Source organism: Pseudomonas ficuserectae, assembly GCF_024584585.1.
GTDB classification, from domain to species: domain Bacteria; phylum Pseudomonadota; class Gammaproteobacteria; order Pseudomonadales; family Pseudomonadaceae; genus Aquipseudomonas; species Aquipseudomonas amygdali.
The window spans coordinates 6,083,982-6,101,951 of record NZ_CP085684.1; the positions used below are offsets into that span (position 1 = coordinate 6,083,982).

Below are 17,970 nucleotides of genomic sequence, written 5' to 3' on the forward strand. Positions count from 1 at the left end.
GTTCCCCGTCATGCCGTGCGGCGCAGTATCAGCAGATGGCGTTGGCCTTGGCAACCCGGAACGGTCAAGGCTTGTGCGCTATCGAGGTGAAAATCCGAGGGCAATGCTACCAGCTCATCGTCAGGATGCAGCCCTTTCATTGCCAGCCAGCGTGTATTCACGTCGCCCATGTGACGCGTCCAGCCGGTGAAGTCTTCCAGGCTGCTGAATGCACGGGAGATGATCCCGTCGAAAGGCACTTCGGGCTGATAACTTTCTGCACGGCTGTGGATAACTTCAAGATTGTCCAGTTTCAGCTCCAGTTTGACCTGTGTCTGAAACCGGGTCTTCTTGCCGTTGCTGTCCAGCAGCGCCACTTTGCGCTCCGGAAACAGGATGGCCATGGGAATGCCAGGCATCCCACCGCCGCTGCCGACGTCGATCCAGCGTGTACCTTCGATGAAGGGCACCACACTGAGACTGTCGAGCAGATGCCTCGATACCATTTCGTCCGGGTTACGGACCGCAGTCAGGTTGTAGGCCTTGTTCCACTTGATCAACAACGCCAGATACGCCAGCAATTGCTCGTGCTGCGCCGGACTGAGGTCGATCCCCAATTCCCGGGCACCGGTGGATAACTCTTGGGCGTGTTGCGGGGTGACCATAGAACTCAAGCGCTTTGCTCCAACTGACGGCCCGCGCCGCGTTTTTTCAAATGAATCATCAACAGCGAAATAGCCGCCGGCGTAACGCCAGGAATGCGCGAAGCCTGTCCGAGTGTTTCTGGCCGAGTTATCCCCAGCTTGCTCTGGATTTCTTTTGACAGGCCGGATATCGCGGCGTAATCGATGTCTTCCGGCAGACGCGTGTCTTCACTGGCGCGCAGACGGGCGATTTCGTCCTGCTGGCGGTCAATGTAACCGGCGTATTTTGTCTTGATCTCGACCTGCTCGGCTACCTGAGGGTCAGTGCAGCCCTGCCCGGTAAGGGCAATCAGACTGGCATAGTCGATTTCCGGACGGGTCAGCAGGTTGAGCAGATTGTATTCGTGGGTCAGCGGCGTACCAAAGTGCTCTGCAATCGCATCGCCCTGCGCGGTACCCGGGCGCACCCAGGTACTTTTCAAGCGCTGTTCTTCCAGCTCGATGCTTTCGCGTTTGGTGCAGAACGCAGCCCAGCGGGCATCGTCGACCAGACCCAGTTCGCGGCCTTTTTCGGTGAGTCGCAGGTCCGCGTTGTCTTCACGCAGGATCAACCGGTATTCGGCTCTGGACGTGAACATCCGGTAAGGCTCTTGCGTACCGAGCGTGATCAGGTCATCGACCAGAACCCCGATATACGCTTCATCCCGACGCGGGCACCAGCTGTCGCGACCTTGAGCGCGCAGTGCAGCATTGGTCCCGGCCAGCAAACCCTGGGCACCGGCCTCTTCATAACCGGTCGTGCCGTTGATCTGGCCTGCGAAGAACAGACCGCCGATGACCTTGGTTTCCAGGCTGTATTTCAGATCACGCGGGTCGAAATAGTCATATTCGATGGCGTAACCAGGACGAACGATGTGTGCATTCTCCATGCCGCGAATCGACTGGACGATCTGCAGTTGCACGTCAAATGGCAACGACGTGGAGATACCGTTCGGATAAAGCTCGTGCGTGGTCAACCCCTCTGGTTCGATGAAGACCTGATGGCTTTCCTTGTCGGCAAACCGATGAATCTTGTCCTCGATCGAAGGGCAGTAGCGCGGGCCAATCCCCTCGATCACGCCGGAATACATTGGCGATCGATCAAGGTTGGACGCAATGATTTCGTGAGTCCGGGCGTTGGTGTGGGTAATCCAGCAACTGACCTGCGGCGGATGTTGTTCTTTGGAGCCCAGGAACGACATGACCGGAATCGGTGTGTCACCTGGTTGCTCGGTCATTACCGAGAAATCGACCGAGCGGCCATCAATGCGTGGCGGCGTCCCGGTTTTCAAGCGACCTACCCGCAGTGGCAGTTCACGTAAGCGGTGAGCCAGTGCGATCGATGGAGGGTCGCCTGCGCGTCCGCCAGAATAGTTCTGCATACCGATGTGGATAAGTCCACCCAGGAACGTACCGGTGGTCAATACAACCGAATCGGCAAATATGCGCATCCCCATTTGGGTCACTACACCGCGCACCTGGTCCTGTTCGACGATCAGGTCATCACAGGCTTGCTGAAATATCCACAGGTTCGGCTGATTTTCCAGCGTTTCGCGGATTGCTGCCTTGTACAGCACGCGATCTGCCTGAGCACGAGTAGCCCGTACAGCCGGGCCCTTGCGACTGTTCAGCACACGGAACTGGATGCCACCCTTGTCAGTAGCCATGGCCATCGCACCGCCAAGGGCGTCGATTTCCTTGACCAGGTGACTTTTGCCAATGCCTCCGATGGCCGGGTTGCAGCTCATCTGGCCGAGCGTTTCCACGTTGTGCGTCAGCAGCAGGGTTTTGACACCCATGCGCGCCGACGCCAGTGCGGCCTCGGTACCGGCATGACCGCCACCGATGACGATCACTTCAAAACGGGAAGGGAAATCCACCACGCACCTCGGGCCTGTTGTCGATGAGAAATTGGGATAGCTGACAAGTATAGGGACTTCCCCCACCTGAATGAAACCCGTTGGACAAAATTTAACCAGCTGTGGAAAACTCACGAATAAAGAAAATAAAAAGGAAAGAAAGTTTATAAAGCCTTGTTTTTATGTTTATTCTTACTGAGCATGATTTCTGTGGATAGATCTATACAAGCCTTTATATTCAATGTTTACAGAGAATCAAAAGTCTGTGTTCATGTAGGGATGAGGGGTTGGATAACCGACTTGAGCCTGTTGATAAGATAGCCACTTGTCCACAGGGCAGTTTATCTTCAGGTTTGAACCCTGCTTACCCACCGAGCTGAAGGGCAGTTATTCACAGGGCTTAATCCACAAAAAACCGGCTCTTCATCAAAAATCAGGCACAGAAAATCCTTCCCTCAGGCATTTCTGTTGGTAGATTCAGGTGTCGAAGCAAAGTTAAAGGAGGAAAAAGCCGAGTATGTGGATAACACTCCAGCTGAAAGAGGCGTCTCGTGGTACTTGAAGGCATGACCCAGGCCGGGCCATGCCAGAAGGTTTACTTGCCGATGCAGAAGCTGGAGAAGATTCTGCCAAGCAAGTCGTCGGAGCTGAATGCGCCGGTAATCTCGCCAAGCGCTTGTTGTGCCTGACGAAGGTCTTCGGCCAGTAGCTCTCCAGCGCCTGCCAGGGTGAGTTGAGCCCTGCCGTGCTCCAGCGAGTCGCTGGCATGGCGCAGTGCCTCAAGGTGGCGTCGACGTGCGCTAAAGCTGCTCTCCGAGGTTTGCTCATAGCCCATGCAGGCCTTGAGGTGCTCACGCAGCAGTTCAAGCCCCTCGCCCCCTGACCTGGCGCTCAGGCTGATAGTGACGTGGCCATCTACGCTGGTTTGCAGATCAATGGGGTCTCCACTCAAATCTGCCTTGTTGCGGATCAGCGTGACTTTCGATGGGTCCGGGCGCTGCTCGAGGAACTCCGGCCACAGAGCAAACGGGTCGGCAGCCTCGGGTGCCGTTGCATCCACAACCAGCAGAATCCGGTCAGCTTCACCGATGGCCTTGAGTGCGCGCTGCACGCCGATCATTTCTACCTGATCCTGGGTATCACGCAGGCCTGCTGTGTCTACGACGTGCAACGGCATCCCGTCGATGTGGATATGTTCACGCAACACATCGCGCGTAGTGCCGGCGATCTCGGTGACGATGGCCGCTTCTCTGCCCGCCAGAGCATTCAGCAAGCTGGATTTGCCTGCATTGGGACGCCCGGCAATCACAACGGTCATCCCGTCGCGTAACAGGGCACCCTGCCCCGCTTCACGCAATACTGTGGATAACTCAGCACGCACGTCATCGAGCATATTCAGGACATGGCCATCGGCAAGGAAGTCGATTTCCTCCTCGGGGAAGTCGATTGCAGCTTCCACATAGATGCGCAAGCTGATCAACTTCTCGGTCAAGTTATCCACACGCCGCGAAAAAGCGCCCTGCAACGAGCGCAGTGCATTGCGCGCTGCCTGTGCAGAACTTGCCTCAATCAAGTCAGCAATGGCTTCTGCCTGGGCAAGATCGAGTTTGTCATTGAGGAACGCACGCTCACTGAATTCTCCCGGACGAGCCAGTCTGCTGCCCAGTTGCAGGCAGCGCTGCAGCAGCATGTCCAGAACGATGGGACCGCCGTGGCCCTGAAGCTCAAGTACGTCTTCGCCGGTGAATGAGTTGGGCCCCGGAAAATACAGCGCGATCCCCTCATCGAGTACCTGTCCGGCATCATCGACAAAAGGTCCGTAATGGGCAAATCGTGGCTTGAGGGTCCGACCGATAATGGCTTCGGCGGCCCTGCCCGCCAGAGGACCTGACACCCTGACAATACCAACACCACCACGCCCTTGGGCTGTGGCAATGGCGGCAATGGTTTCACGAGGAACGTTCATGCTCCGGCTCCCGGACAAATGACGGATAGCAAAACGCCCCACGAGGGGGCGTCTTGTAGAACTTATTCCCAGGTTAGATCAGGCAGCTGCTTTCTTGGTAGCCGCTTCGATCTTGCGAGTGATGTAAGCCTGCTGAGCGATCGACAGGGTGTTGTTCACAACCCAGTACAGAACCAGACCGGCAGGGAACCACAGGAAGAAGAACGTGAAAATGATTGGCATCATTTTCATGACCTTGGCCTGCATCGGGTCCGGCGGAGTCGGGTTCAGACGCTGTTGGATGAACATCGTCGCGCCCATGATGATCGGCAGGATGAAGAACGGGTCCTTGATCGACAGGTCGGTTATCCACAGGATCCAGGGAGCCTGACGCATTTCCACACTTTCCAGGAGTACCCAGTACAGCGAAAGGAAAACCGGCATCTGGACAAGAATCGGCAAGCATCCACCCAGCGGGTTGATCTTTTCTTTCTTGTACAGCTCCATCATTGCCTGGGACATCTTCTGGCGATCATCGCCATGTTGTTCCTTCAGCAGTGCAAGCTTGGGAGCCACGGCGCGCATGCGTGCCATCGACTTGTAGCTGGCTGCGGACAACGGGAAGAACAGGCCTTTGATCAGCATGGTCAGAACAATGATCGACCAGCCCCAGTTACCGAGAATGGCGTGGATATGTTGCAGCAGCCAGAAGATAGGCTGGGCAATGAACCACAGGAAACCATAATCGACGGTCAGCTCCAGACCTGGGGATAACTCTTTGAGTACCGCCTGGCTTTTTGGACCTGCATACAGGGTAGCGCTGGTTTCACCTTGTGCACCGGGTGCAACCGACAGAGTCGGGCTGGTGAAGCCGATGATGTAGTTGCCCTGGCTGTCTTTGCGGGTCTGAACAGCGTTGGTGGCGTTGTGATCCGGAATCCACGCAGTCACGAAGTAGTGCTGCAGCCATGCCACCCAACCGCCCTGGACAGTTTCCTTGACCTGACCCTTGTCGATATCTTTCATCGACACTTTCTTGTACGGCTCGGCCGCAGTCCACAGGGCAGCACCCAGATAGGTGGCTGTACCGGTAGCAGTTGTCGAAGAAGGATCGGAGCTGGCGTCACGCTTCAATTGCGCGAACAGATTACCGGCCCAGGGTTGTGCGCTCTGGTTATCCACAACGTAGGTCATGACCAGATCGTACAGACCGCGCTTGAAGGTGAAGCGCTTGATGTAGTTTACGCCGTTTTCCGAGAACTTCAGATCCACAACCATCGTGTCCTGGCCGTCAGCCAGTTGATAAGTCTTTTGTGTGGAGGTGTAAACCGGACGACCGGCAGCGCGTGCATCAGGACCATTGGTCCCGGTCAGGCCGCTTTGTGCCAGAAAAGTACGCTCGCCGCCGTTGTCGAACAACTGAAACGGAACGTCAGGACGATCCTGACGACGCGGGTACAGAGGCAAACGAAGCTGAACGACGTCGCCACCCACCGGATCGATCGCCAGATCGAGCACATCGGTCTTGACGTGGATAAGGTCTTTGCTGGCTACGGCCAGAGTTTCAAGAGGTGCTGCAGCCGTATTGGCCGTAGCGCTTGCGCTTGGAACATCGGCACTTGCAGAACCATTAGTACCAGCAGCCGTATCCGGAATACCCGGTGCGGTGGTGCTGGCTGCAACATTCTGGGTCGGCATGGCAGCCTGGCCATAGTCTTGGTTCCATTTCAGAACCCCGACGTAGGTCACGATTGCCAGGGCGACGATCAGGATCGTGCGTTTAATATCCATGATTACTCGGCCATCGAAGAAGAACGGGAGGTGGGGACAGCTGGAACCGGGTCATAACCACCGGGATTCCATGGGTGACAGCGACCCAGGCGACGAATTGACAGCCAGCCACCGCGCAAAAGGCCATGATTTTCGATGGCTTCATACGCGTAGCAGGAGCAACTGGGGTAGAAACGACAGTGACTGGCCATCAGCGGGCTAATGGCATAGCGATAAAACTGGATCGGAACGAGTGCCAGTTTACGCATCTGGACTGTCTACCCCTGCAGGTTCGGATTTTTCTTCCGGAATGGGTCGGCTACGCGCCAGACGTTTCCAGAGCTTGCCGAAATGCTGAATCAGTTCAGGGTTTTCTACGTCACCCAAACCTTTACGCGCGACGATAACGATATCCCAACCGACCAAACTGTCTTGGTGTTGGCGAAATGATTCGCGCATCAGGCGTTTCAAGCGATTGCGCTCGACGGAGAGCTTGACGCTCTTTTTACCTATCACCAGCCCCAGACGGGGATGATCAAGGTCGTTGTTGCGCGCAAGGAGCAGGAGATTTTTCCCCGGAACCTTGCCGGTAGGGGAGTCAAAGACTGCCTTGAAATGCCGGGGAGTCAGCAAACGCTTTTCCCGACTGAAGTCTCGACTCACCTCCTGTGCCGATTTATCAAACTGCCAGACGCTTACGGCCTTTGGCACGACGACGCGAAAGGACTGCGCGGCCGTTTTTGGTGGCCATGCGTGCACGGAAACCGTGGGTGCGGGCGCGCTTGATAGTGCTGGGTTGGAAAGTACGTTTCATGGCGTGTTACCTGGTTCGTCCACTACGGGCCGGAATGGCCCCCGTTTTAAGAGACCGGGGATTCTAGAGAAAGCAGGCCCGCAGGTCAATTTCCAACCAGCTTTTCTTCATACGCGTCTTTTATAGGTAATTTCCCGCTGGCACTCGATTTGGAGCAGTCGGGCTCGTGTCAGTTATAGAAATAAAAAGAAGAGAGTATTTAAAGCTTCTTTATAAAGCTTATAACTCTTACGTAGCCGTTTTCTGTGGATAACATCCTATAGCCCTTGTAATTCAATGTGTACAGCGAAAAGAAAGGTTGTCCAGAAGCGGTGCTTTGCCTGTGCCACACGGTCGGAAAAGCTGTGCATGGAATGCGGTTTTATCCACAGGCGAGTTATGCACAGAGTTTAGCCCTGACTTATGCAACGGGCTGAAGATGGGTTATCCACAGAGCTTATGATTTGACCGTTTGTCGTGTCACCACTGCATAAATCGTTGATTTATAGCTGCCTGTGAGCAACCTACATGTGGATAAGTCGTCTGCGGATCGTTACAATGGTGGCTGTTTTTGCCTCACCGGCTTTCAACTCAGGGGATATCCGTGTCAGTGGAACTTTGGCAGCAGTGCGTGGAGCTTTTGCGCGATGAGCTGCCTGCCCAGCAATTCAACACTTGGATCCGTCCGCTACAGGTCGAAGCCGAAGGCGACGAGTTGCGTGTGTACGCACCGAATCGTTTTGTTCTCGATTGGGTCAACGAAAAATACCTCGGCCGTTTGCTGGAGCTTCTTGGCGAGCATGGCCAAGGCATGGCGCCTGCCCTTTCCTTATTAATAGGAAGCAAGCGCAGCTCTGCACCGCGTGCCGCTCCGAATGCGCCATTAGCTGCCGCGGCGTCCCAGGCGCTGTCTGCCAATTCGGTCAGCAGCGTCTCGTCGTCTGCACCCGCCATGGCTGCTCCGGCTGCTCCTGTCGCGGTGCCTGCACCGGTTCAGAACGTTGCAGCACACGACGAGCCTTCACGCGACAGCTTCGACCCAATGGCTGGTGCCAGCTCGCAACAGGCACCCGCTCGTGCGGAGCAACGTACCGTGCAGGTCGAAGGCGCGCTCAAGCACACCAGTTACCTGAACCGCACGTTCACGTTCGAGAATTTTGTCGAGGGTAAATCCAACCAGCTGGCACGCGCTGCAGCCTGGCAGGTTGCCGATAATCCCAAGCACGGCTATAACCCGCTATTCCTTTATGGTGGTGTAGGTCTTGGTAAAACTCACTTGATGCATGCTGTGGGTAACCACCTGCTGAAGAAGAATCCTAACGCCAAGGTTGTTTACCTGCACTCGGAGCGCTTCGTCGCAGACATGGTCAAGGCCTTGCAGCTCAATGCAATCAACGAGTTCAAGCGCTTTTACCGTTCAGTCGATGCATTGCTGATCGATGACATTCAATTTTTTGCTCGCAAGGAACGTTCACAGGAAGAGTTTTTCCACACGTTCAACGCGCTGCTGGAGGGCGGGCAACAGGTCATTCTGACCAGCGACCGCTATCCGAAAGAAATCGAAGGCCTTGAAGAACGACTCAAGTCGCGTTTCGGCTGGGGTCTGACAGTTGCTGTCGAGCCTCCGGAGCTGGAAACCCGCGTGGCTATCCTCATGAAGAAAGCGGATCAGGCCAAGGTCGATCTGCCTCATGACGCGGCGTTCTTCATTGCCCAGCGGATTCGCTCCAACGTTCGAGAGCTGGAGGGCGCGCTCAAGCGTGTCATCGCTCACTCGCACTTCATGGGCCGCGACATCACCATCGAACTGATTCGCGAATCGCTGAAAGATTTGCTGGCGTTGCAGGACAAGCTGGTGAGTGTGGATAACATTCAGCGTACTGTCGCCGAGTACTACAAGATCAAGATCTCCGATCTGCTGTCCAAGCGTCGTTCCCGTTCTGTTGCCCGGCCTCGCCAGGTTGCAATGGCGCTTTCCAAGGAACTCACCAACCACAGTCTTCCGGAAATCGGTGATGTATTTGGTGGTCGGGACCATACGACTGTCTTGCACGCCTGCAGAAAGATCAACGAGCTCAAGGAATCCGATGCGGATATCCGCGAGGACTACAAGAACCTGCTGCGCACTCTGACTACGTGATAACGCCAGTGCAGCTTATTAAGGCAAGGGACTAGACCATGCATTTCACCATTCAACGCGAAGCCCTGTTGAAACCCCTGCAATTGGTCGCCGGCGTGGTAGAACGCCGCCAGACCTTGCCGGTTCTTTCCAATGTGCTTCTGGTCGTCGAAGGTCAGCAACTGTCGCTGACCGGTACGGATCTGGAAGTCGAACTGGTTGGCCGCGTCCAGCTGGAAGAGCCCGCCGAACCTGGAGAAATCACGGTTCCTGCGCGCAAGCTCATGGACATTTGCAAAAGCCTTTCCAGTGACGCGCTGATCGATATCAAACTCGATGACTCGAAGCTGATCGTCAAGGCAGGTCGTAGCCGTTTTACTCTGTCCACGTTGCCTGCCAATGATTTCCCGACAGTGGAAGAAGGCCCGGGCTCGTTGACCTTCAATCTGGTGCAGAGCAAGTTGCGCCGCCTGATTGAACGCACCAGCTTTGCGATGGCCCAGCAGGATGTTCGCTACTACCTCAACGGCATGCTGCTTGAAGTGAGTGCCGGTATTTTGCGCGCCGTCGCCACTGACGGTCACCGTCTGGCGATGTGCTCGATGTCTGCCGATATCGAACATGCCGATCGTCATCAGGTGATCGTCCCGCGCAAAGGTATTCTCGAGATGGCGCGCCTGCTGACTGAGCAGGACGGTATGGTCAGCATCGTTCTGGGTCAGCATCACATCCGCGCGACTACCGGCGAGTTCACTTTCACTTCCAAACTGGTCGATGGAAAATTCCCGGATTATGAGCGCGTGTTGCCCAAAGGCGGCGACAAACTGGTGCTGGGTGACCGTCAGGCATTGCGCGAAGCGTTCAGTCGCACCGCAATTCTGTCCAACGAGAAGTACCGCGGTATCCGCCTGCAATTGGCCAGTGGTCAATTGAAAATTCAGGCCAACAACCCGGAGCAGGAAGAGGCAGAGGAAGAAATCAGCGTCGAGTACAACGGCGATTCGCTGGAGATAGGTTTTAACGTGAGCTATCTGCTCGACGTGTTGGGTGTGATGACGACCGAGCAGGTACGCCTGATTCTGTCGGACTCCAATAGCAGCGCCTTGGTGCAAGAGTCGGATAACGACGATTCCGCCTACGTTGTCATGCCGATGCGTCTGTAACTTCATGTCCAGCGTAACCTAGATGTCTCTTAGTCGCGTCTCGGTCACCGGGGTGCGCAATCTGCACCCGGTGACCCTCTCCCCCTCCCCGCGTATCAATATCCTCTACGGCGCAAACGGCAGTGGCAAAACCAGTGTTCTGGAAGCCATCCACCTGCTGGGGATCGCGCGTTCGTTTCGTAGCAGTCGCCTGCTCCCTGTTATCCAGTACGAGCAGCCCTCTTGCACCGTCTTTGGACAGGTCGATCTTGCGCAAGGTGGTCACAGCAATCTCGGAGTATCGCGCGACCGACAAGGCGAATTCCAAATTCGTATTGACGGGCAAAATGCGAGAAGTGCCGCTCAGCTTGCTGAAATATTGCCGCTGCAACTGATCAATCCGGACAGCTTCAGATTGCTGGAAGGTGCTCCGAAGATACGCAGGCAGTTTTTGGATTGGGGAGTGTTCCACGTGGAACCTCGCTTTATGGTCACTTGGCAGCGCCTGCAGAAGGCCCTCAAGCAGCGAAACTCGTGGCTTCGGCATGGTACACTTGACGCCGCTTCACAGGCGGCATGGGACCGAGAGCTGTGCTCTGCAAGTGACGAAATAGATGAATTCCGTCGCGCCTATATCAAGGCATTGAAGCCCGTTTTTGAACAGACTTTGGGCGAACTTGTTGAGCTTGAAGGTTTGACCCTGAGCTATTACCGAGGATGGGACAAGGAAAAGGAGCTGAGTACAGTGCTCGCCTCTTCCCTGCATCGTGATCAGCAAATGGGCCACACCCAGGCTGGACCACAACGAGCTGACCTGCGCCTTAGATTAGGCGCTCATAACGCGGCGGATATATTGTCTCGCGGTCAGCAAAAGTTGGTGGTCTGCGCATTGCGTATTGCTCAGGGACATCTGGTCAGCCAGGTACGTCGCGGCCAGTGTATTTACCTGGTGGATGACTTGCCCTCCGAACTGGATGACAACCATCGACGCGCGCTTTGCCGCTTGCTGGAAGAATTACGCTGCCAGGTGTTTATCACCTGTGTAGATCAAGAATTTTTGAGGGAAGGCTGGCAGACGGAAACGCCAGTCGCTTTGTTCCACGTGGAACAAGGCCGTATCACCCAGACCCACGACCATCGGGAGTGATTGCATGAGCGAAAACCAAACGTACGACTCGTCCAGCATTAAGGTGCTGAAAGGACTTGATGCCGTACGCAAGCGTCCCGGAATGTACATCGGTGATACAGACGATGGCAGCGGTCTGCACCACATGGTGTTCGAGGTGGTTGATAACTCGATCGACGAAGCATTGGCAGGCCATTGCGACGACATCAGCATCATCATCCATCCAGACGAATCTATCACCGTGCGCGACAACGGCCGCGGTATTCCGGTAGACGTGCATAAAGAAGAAGGCGTGTCGGCAGCCGAGGTCATCATGACCGTGCTCCACGCTGGCGGTAAGTTCGATGACAACTCCTACAAAGTATCCGGCGGCTTGCACGGTGTAGGTGTGTCGGTTGTTAACGCCCTTTCAGAGCTTCTGCTGCTGACGGTTCGTCGTAGCGGCAAGATCTGGGAACAGACCTACGTGCATGGTGTTCCACAGGAGCCGATGAAAATCGTCGGTGAAAGTGATACCACCGGTACTCAGATCCACTTCAAGCCTTCTGCTGACACGTTCAAGAATATCCACTTCAGCTGGGACATTCTGGCCAAGCGAATTCGTGAACTGTCGTTCCTGAACTCCGGTGTCGGCATTGTCCTCAAAGACGAGCGCAGCGGGAAGGAAGAGCTGTTCAAATATGAAGGCGGTCTGCGTGCCTTCGTTGAATACCTGAACACCAACAAAACGCCGGTCAACGAAGTGTTCCACTTCAACATCCAGCGTGATGATGGAATCGGTGTCGAAATTGCGCTGCAGTGGAACGACAGCTTCAACGAGAACCTGCTGTGCTTCACCAACAACATTCCACAGCGTGACGGTGGTACTCACTTGGTGGGCTTCCGTTCCGCTCTGACGCGTAACCTGAACAACTATATTGAGCAGGAAGGTCTGGCCAAGAAGCACAAGGTCGCGACCACCGGCGACGATGCGCGTGAAGGTTTGACTGCGATTATTTCGGTCAAAGTACCTGATCCGAAATTCAGTTCGCAGACTAAGGACAAACTGGTTTCGTCCGAAGTCAAAACTGCAGTGGAACAGGAGATGGGCAAATACTTCTCCGACTTCCTGCTGGAAAACCCGAACGAAGCCAAAGCAGTTGTTGGCAAGATGATTGACGCAGCCCGTGCCCGCGAAGCAGCGCGCAAGGCTCGCGAGATGACTCGCCGCAAAGGTGCACTGGATATCGCTGGCTTGCCGGGCAAGCTTGCCGACTGCCAGGAGAAGGACCCTGCCCTCTCCGAACTGTACCTGGTGGAAGGGGACTCTGCTGGCGGATCAGCCAAGCAGGGGCGTAACCGTAGAACCCAGGCGATCCTGCCACTCAAGGGCAAGATCCTGAACGTTGAAAAAGCGCGTTTCGACAAGATGATCTCTTCCCAGGAAGTGGGCACTTTGATCACCGCGCTGGGCTGTGGCATCGGCCGTGAAGAGTACAACATCGACAAGTTGCGGTATCACAACATCATCATCATGACCGATGCTGACGTCGACGGCTCGCACATCCGCACCCTGCTGCTCACCTTCTTCTTCCGTCAGTTGCCTGAGCTGATCGAGCGTGGCTATATCTACATCGCTCAGCCACCGCTGTATAAGGTCAAGAAAGGCAAGCAAGAGCAGTACATCAAGGACGACGAGGCCATGGAAGAGTACATGACCCAATCTGCCCTCGAAGACGCCAGCCTGCACCTCAGCGAATCGGCACCGGGCATCTCTGGTACTGCGCTGGAGAAACTGATCAACGACTTCCGCATGGTCATGAAGACTCTCAAGCGTCTGTCGCGTCTTTATCCACAGGAACTGACCGAACACTTCGTCTACCTGCCGCCGATCTCGTTGGAGCAACTGTCCGACCACGAGGGCATGCAGGCCTGGCTGGCACTGTTCGACGCGCGTCTGCGCACCGGCGAGAAATCGGGTCTGGTCTACAAGGCCAGCCTGCGTGAAGACCGTGAACGTAACGTCTGGCTACCAGAGGTAGAACTGATCTCTCATGGTCTGTCGAACTACGTCACCTTCAACCGTGACTTCTTCGGCAGCAATGACTACAAGACCGTTACCGCTCTGGGACTGCAGATCAGCACACTTCTGGAAGAAGGTGCCTATGTACAACGTGGCGAGCGCAAGAAGCCTGTCACCGAGTTCAAGGAAGCCCTCGCCTGGTTGATGGCCGAAAGCACCAAGCGCCACACCATCCAGCGCTACAAAGGACTGGGTGAAATGAACCCGGACCAATTGTGGGAAACCACGATGGACCCAAGTGTGCGCCGTATGCTGAAAGTGACCATCGAAGACGCCATTGGCGCTGACCAGATCTTCAACACCCTCATGGGTGATGCGGTCGAGCCACGTCGTGACTTCATCGAGAGCAATGCGTTGGCAGTGTCCAACCTGGACTTCTGATGGGCGTGTAGCTTCACAGAAAAGCTAGCCGTTATCCCGCCATGGTGATTTCGGCTTGATAAGGCCAACCCCAGGGTTGGTCTTTTTCATTTGAGTGTCTTTCAGGCCTATCCTGTGTCGCAACGATCGTTGAATGAATCTGCCGTTTATAGTGGCCAAAACAGTCGATCCGTACGTTTGCGCGGAGAACTTCAGCGCAGATGATTTCGCTGAGCGATTAACCTGATCAATATCGCAGCCGCTCAAGGCTGCACGTATCACTACGATATTGGCAGGAATAGCAAAAATGCCCGCACCTCTGATCCCCGTCGAGACCTCCCCCAAGCTTCCCTTGGAGGCAGATGTAGTTGTAATTGGCGGCGGCATAATAGGCAGCTTCACCGCCTACTACCTCGCCCTGCGCGGCATGAAGGTCGCTCTGGTTGAAAAAGGCCGTATCGGTGCCGAGCAATCGAGTCGTAATTGGGGGTGGTGCCGGCAGCAGAATCGGGATGCCCGGGAGCTGCCGATGGCAACCAAAAGCCTGGACCTGTGGGAGCAGTTTGCCAAGCAGAGCGGCGAGCAGACAGGTTTCACCCGCTGTGGCCTGCTTTACTTGAGCAACGACGAGAAAGAACTTGCGGGATGGGCGCGCTGGGGAGAATTTGCCCGTACTGTAGGTGTCCAGACTTACATGTTGACCGCCCAGCAGGCCGCTGAACGCGGCAAGGCTACAGGCAAGCAATGGAAGGGCGGAGTCTATGCGCCTACGGATGGTACTGCCGATCCATCTCGTGCAGCACCAGCTGTTGCGCGAGCGATCATGGCGCTTGGCGGCACCGTGCATCAAGGTTGCGCCGCTCGGGGGCTGGAAACCGAAGGTGGGCGATTGTCTGCCGTGGTCACCGAGCACGGCACCATTCGAACCCGGCTCGCGGTACTTGCCGGAGGCGCGTGGGCTTCCTCATTCTGTCGCCAGTACGGTATTAGCTTTCCCCAGGCCACTATTCGCCAAACGGTAATGTCAGTTTCCCCGCCGACCGGTGAGTTGGTGCCAGCATTACATACTTCAAATGTTTCGATGACTCGCCGTCATGACGGTAGCTACACTCTGGCAATCAGTGGCCGTGGAAGGGTTGATCCTACCCCACAGTTGTTCCGGTTTGCTGCGCAGTTTCTGCCCATGTTTGGGCGCCGTTGGCGCAATCTGGCACCGGGGGGGCTGGAAGGCTTGCGCTCAGGTCACGAGGGCCGTGGCAGGTGGCGTCTCGACCAGCCGACACCTATGGAGAAAATGCGCATACTCGATCCAAAGGTAGATACATCTGCGGTGGAGTTGACCTACAAGCGTGCGATGGCGATGGTCCCCGCTCTCAAGCAATCGTCGGTCACTGCTGCCTGGGCCGGTTATGTCGACAGCACACCTGATGGTGTGCCCGGGATCGGTGAAATCGCCAGCCTGCCCGGCCTCGTCCTGGCCGCCGGGTTCAGCGGCCATGGTTTCGGTATTGGACCAGGAGCAGGTCACCTGATCGCTGACATTGTCAGTGGTGTCGCCCCTATCGTTGACCCTAAACCTTATCACCCAGACCGTTTCCACGGCTCATCTTGGGGTAAGGTGGCAGATTTTTGATTGAAAAGACGAGCGATCCACAGTGACTGCTGTGCTTACATCGGCGTAGTCACCGCGATAACTGTGCGCGCATTGGAGCTGAGAAAACTTACGACTGGTGTTCCACGTGGAACACCATGGTTTTGGGATATCAGTGACTATTTTACGCATCAATGGAGCCGGCCACGCCCTTTCAATAACGGACCAGGCAACCGCTCAGTCTTAGCGGAAATTTAACGTCGTGTCCGGAATCAGGTGTCCACTACCTATAGGCTCGTTACGGTCTACATCCGTGAAAGCAGATCTGCTTTCTTTATCAGAAACTCATCTTCGGTCAGGACGCCTTGGTCCTTTAAGTCGGAGAGTTTTTTCAACATTGCAGGGATGTCCTCTGTCGAAGCCGACGAGGTCTTGGCTGGTTGGTGCGACGCTGCTACTGCCTCGAGAATCATTTTCTTGATCTGCTCAAAATCCGCGTTGCTGCCCTTGCCGAAGAATACGGAATTGTCATCGTTTGCAATATTTGTTGAACCGCCGCGAAAAGCCAAATCACCAGCGTGGATCACTTGGAAGAAAGCTTTATTAAGCAGTGAGGCGGGCTCCAGGCGAATAGCTGAAATGGCTGATATTGGAATATCTTTGTTACCTTTGCCCATGCCTGAGAATTGTCGCAGTGCACCAAACAGTCCTGTGCGGCGAATTAGAACCTCAGATCCGGTGAATGTAATCTCGCCGTTAGACCCTTTGGCTGTAAAAGGTAAATTGCTCATCGCCGTACTCCATTACAAAAATGCAAGATTACCTGAAGGTAGGCGTTATGGCAGCAATAAGAGTGGTCCAAGCGCGAGGATTTGAGGAAACGTTGCAGCCAGATTGAACGGGACATGTTCCCCTGCTGCCCTTTCAGAAATATTGGGGCGGTACGTTGGCCTGACTGAAATCGGCTTCGCCTCGGGCGTTAACTCCACGCAAAAAAAACCGACCTTTTTGAGGTCGGTTTTTGATAAATCACCAAAACTTATGCACGTTTTTCCAGTTTTTATAGCCTGAAAAAATATGTATACGAATTAAAGAGTTAGCCAAGGTTTTTGACGGATTTCAGAAAAACCGTACACAGGTTATCCACAAAATCACGCCGGGACTTTTTCAGGATTTGCTGCTGGTGTAACAGGCGAGCCCATCGCGCGCTGTGCTTCCTCATTCCAGGCCTGCACACGGTCATTCAACGCAGCAATGGCGCGCGGGCCTGTACCTTCTGCGTACATCGGTTCGCCAATCACCACCTGAATAGTGCCTGGCTTTTTCGCCCAGCCATCCCGAGGCCAGTATTTGCCAGCGTTATGAGCGATAGGCAGGACTGGCAGATCAGCGTTTACCGCCAACGCAGTACCGCCGCGAGAGAATTTTCCGACCTGGCCGTAAGGCACGCGTGTGCCCTCCGGGAAGATCAATACCCAGACGCCATCCTTGAGTAGTTCGTCGCCCTTCTTGGCTATTTCCCGCAGTGCGGCTTTAGGGTTATCGCGGTCAATGGCAATGGGGCGCAGCATCGCCATGGCCCAGCCGAAGAACGGCACGTAGAGCAACTCACGCTTGAGAACCTGGCTCAGCGGCTCGAAGTACGCCGACAGGAAGAAGGTCTCCCAGGTGCTCTGATGGTTGGAGATGATCACGCAGGGCGTTTTCGGTACGTTTTCTGCGCCAGTCACTTCAACCTGGATGTTCAGGAACACCTTGGTCAGCCAGATTGCGCAGCGGCACCAATAGACGTTGATGAAGCGATAGCGAGCTTTGAACGGCAGAAAAGGCGCAATGAAAAAGCTCAATGTGCACCACAGCAAAGAGCTGGTGCCCAGCAACAGGTAAAAGAAGAAGGTCCTGATTGCCTGCATGATCGACATAGTTACGTTTACCGTACGGGCAGGTGCCCGCTCCTTGAGCGTCCTGAACCTGACGAGCTAACTGTTCAGTGAAGCGCTGTTGTGGATAAGTTCTGCGGCAACCGCCGCCAGATCGTCAAAAATCAACGTGCCTGCCGGCACTCCGCCTTCCATCGTTTTACGACCTTTGCCGGTCATCACCAGCACAGGCTGAGAATCGACGGCCAAAGCGGCCTGTAGGTCACCTTTACTGTCGCCCACGAACCAGAGACCTTTGGGGTCTACTGCATAATGAGTGACGATGGCCTGCAGCATGCCGGGTTTGGGCTTGCGGCAGCTACAGCCATCGTCTGGCCCATGTGGGCAGTAGACGATCAAACCGACCTCGCCACCCTGCTCTGCCACCAGCTTGCGCAAGCGCTCATGCATGGCGTCCAGCGTGGCCAGATCATAATAACCTCGGGCAATGCCCGACTGGTTAGTGGCGACGGCCACCGTCCAGCCGGCCTTGCTCAGATCTGCGATAGCCTTGATCGAGCCGGGAATGGGCACCCACTCCTTCACTGACTTTATGTAAGCATCGGAGTCATGGTTGATGACTCCGTCTCGATCAAGTATCAGCAGTTTCACCATCGACCCC

The 17,970-nt window shown here is 55.3% G+C and carries 15 protein-coding genes; 5 read left to right on the top strand and 10 right to left on the bottom strand.

Annotation, left to right across the window (positions count from 1 at the left end; genetic code table 11):
- Positions 1-8: 8 nt before the first annotated feature.
- The 7 genes from rsmG to rpmH form a co-directional block, all read right to left on the bottom strand.
- Positions 9-653, bottom strand: a complete 645-nt coding sequence (gene rsmG, locus LJU29_RS27325) for a 16S rRNA (guanine(527)-N(7))-methyltransferase RsmG (RefSeq protein ID WP_005744951.1) — start codon at positions 651-653, stop codon at positions 9-11.
- On the bottom strand, positions 650-2,542 hold the full coding sequence (gene mnmG, locus LJU29_RS27330) for a tRNA uridine-5-carboxymethylaminomethyl(34) synthesis enzyme MnmG (RefSeq protein ID WP_005756465.1): 1,893 nt from the start codon (positions 2,540-2,542) through the stop codon (positions 650-652). Before mnmG ends, rsmG begins: the two co-directional genes overlap by 4 nt.
- Before the next feature lie 574 nt (positions 2,543-3,116).
- The gene (gene mnmE, locus LJU29_RS27335) at positions 3,117-4,487 is read right to left on the bottom strand and encodes a tRNA uridine-5-carboxymethylaminomethyl(34) synthesis GTPase MnmE (RefSeq protein ID WP_054077432.1); all 1,371 of its coding nucleotides are present in this window, start codon (positions 4,485-4,487) and stop codon (positions 3,117-3,119) included.
- Between the two features lie 78 nt (positions 4,488-4,565).
- A complete protein-coding gene (gene yidC, locus LJU29_RS27340; RefSeq protein WP_257111463.1) occupies positions 4,566-6,257 on the bottom strand; it encodes a membrane protein insertase YidC in 1,692 nt (563 codons plus the stop codon).
- A 2-nt stretch (positions 6,258-6,259) separates the two neighbouring features.
- Positions 6,260-6,505, bottom strand: a complete 246-nt coding sequence (yidD, locus tag LJU29_RS27345; protein ID WP_002551313.1) for a membrane protein insertion efficiency factor YidD — start codon at positions 6,503-6,505, stop codon at positions 6,260-6,262.
- Positions 6,498-6,899, bottom strand: coding sequence for a ribonuclease P protein component (gene rnpA / locus LJU29_RS27350; RefSeq protein WP_002551314.1), 402 nt, complete (start codon positions 6,897-6,899; stop codon positions 6,498-6,500). Before rnpA ends, yidD begins: the two co-directional genes overlap by 8 nt.
- 16 nt (positions 6,900-6,915) lie before the next feature.
- Positions 6,916-7,050 (bottom strand): 50S ribosomal protein L34, encoded by a 135-nt coding sequence (gene rpmH / locus LJU29_RS27355; protein ID WP_002551315.1) that lies wholly within the window; start codon positions 7,048-7,050, stop codon positions 6,916-6,918.
- A 583-nt stretch (positions 7,051-7,633) separates the two neighbouring features.
- Here rpmH and dnaA point away from each other — a divergent pair.
- The 5 genes from dnaA to LJU29_RS27380 all read left to right on the top strand — a co-directional run bounded on the left by dnaA (position 7,634) and on the right by LJU29_RS27380 (position 15,471).
- On the top strand, positions 7,634-9,169 hold the full coding sequence (gene dnaA, locus LJU29_RS27360) for a chromosomal replication initiator protein DnaA (protein ID WP_005744955.1): 1,536 nt from the start codon (positions 7,634-7,636) through the stop codon (positions 9,167-9,169).
- Positions 9,170-9,207: 38 nt separating this feature from the next.
- A complete protein-coding gene (dnaN, locus tag LJU29_RS27365; protein ID WP_005756455.1) occupies positions 9,208-10,311 on the top strand; it encodes a DNA polymerase III subunit beta in 1,104 nt (367 codons plus the stop codon).
- 22 nt (positions 10,312-10,333) lie between these two features.
- Positions 10,334-11,437: a DNA replication/repair protein RecF gene (gene recF, locus LJU29_RS27370; protein WP_057423247.1), complete on the top strand. Its 1,104-nt coding sequence runs from the start codon at positions 10,334-10,336 to the stop codon at positions 11,435-11,437.
- A 4-nt stretch (positions 11,438-11,441) separates the two neighbouring features.
- Positions 11,442-13,859 carry a DNA topoisomerase (ATP-hydrolyzing) subunit B gene (gyrB, locus tag LJU29_RS27375; RefSeq protein WP_257111464.1) on the top strand — a complete coding sequence of 806 codons (2,418 nt, stop codon included), beginning with the start codon at positions 11,442-11,444 and terminating at the stop codon, positions 13,857-13,859.
- Between the two features lie 286 nt (positions 13,860-14,145).
- Positions 14,146-15,471: an NAD(P)/FAD-dependent oxidoreductase gene (locus LJU29_RS27380; protein ID WP_257111465.1), complete on the top strand. Its 1,326-nt coding sequence runs from the start codon at positions 14,146-14,148 to the stop codon at positions 15,469-15,471.
- Positions 15,472-15,734: 263 nt separating this feature from the next.
- Here LJU29_RS27380 and LJU29_RS27385 read toward each other — a convergent pair whose 3' ends face one another.
- From LJU29_RS27385 to gmhB, 3 genes are all read right to left on the bottom strand, one after another.
- A complete protein-coding gene (locus LJU29_RS27385; protein ID WP_005756448.1) occupies positions 15,735-16,220 on the bottom strand; it encodes an SHOCT domain-containing protein in 486 nt (161 codons plus the stop codon).
- A gap of 360 nt (positions 16,221-16,580) precedes the next feature.
- Positions 16,581-17,351, bottom strand: coding sequence for a lysophospholipid acyltransferase family protein (locus LJU29_RS27390; protein ID WP_054994624.1), 771 nt, complete (start codon positions 17,349-17,351; stop codon positions 16,581-16,583).
- Between the two features lie 57 nt (positions 17,352-17,408).
- Complete coding sequence (gene gmhB / locus LJU29_RS27395) at positions 17,409-17,963, bottom strand: D-glycero-beta-D-manno-heptose 1,7-bisphosphate 7-phosphatase (RefSeq protein WP_005756444.1); 555 nt, start codon at positions 17,961-17,963, stop codon at positions 17,409-17,411.
- Positions 17,964-17,970 lie beyond the last annotated feature (7 nt).

Excerpts from the sequence above, each read along its gene's own strand:
- mnmE (WP_054077432.1), bottom strand. The coding sequence starts at position 4,487 with ATGAACGTTCCTCGTGAAACCATTGCCGCCATTGCCACAGCCCAAGGG.
- recF (WP_057423247.1), top strand. The coding sequence starts at position 10,334 with ATGTCTCTTAGTCGCGTCTCGGTCACCGGGGTGCGCAATCTGCACCCG.
- rpmH (WP_002551315.1), bottom strand. The coding sequence starts at position 7,050 with ATGAAACGTACTTTCCAACCCAGCACTATCAAGCGCGCCCGCACCCAC.
- gyrB (WP_257111464.1), top strand. The coding sequence starts at position 11,442 with ATGAGCGAAAACCAAACGTACGACTCGTCCAGCATTAAGGTGCTGAAA.
- LJU29_RS27380 (WP_257111465.1), top strand. The coding sequence starts at position 14,146 with ATGCCCGCACCTCTGATCCCCGTCGAGACCTCCCCCAAGCTTCCCTTG.
- LJU29_RS27390 (WP_054994624.1), bottom strand. The coding sequence starts at position 17,351 with ATGTCGATCATGCAGGCAATCAGGACCTTCTTCTTTTACCTGTTGCTG.
- dnaN (WP_005756455.1), top strand. The coding sequence starts at position 9,208 with ATGCATTTCACCATTCAACGCGAAGCCCTGTTGAAACCCCTGCAATTG.
- gmhB (WP_005756444.1), bottom strand. The coding sequence starts at position 17,963 with ATGGTGAAACTGCTGATACTTGATCGAGACGGAGTCATCAACCATGAC.
- yidC (WP_257111463.1), bottom strand. The coding sequence starts at position 6,257 with ATGGATATTAAACGCACGATCCTGATCGTCGCCCTGGCAATCGTGACC.
- yidD (WP_002551313.1), bottom strand. The coding sequence starts at position 6,505 with ATGCGTAAACTGGCACTCGTTCCGATCCAGTTTTATCGCTATGCCATT.
- LJU29_RS27385 (WP_005756448.1), bottom strand. The coding sequence starts at position 16,220 with ATGAGCAATTTACCTTTTACAGCCAAAGGGTCTAACGGCGAGATTACA.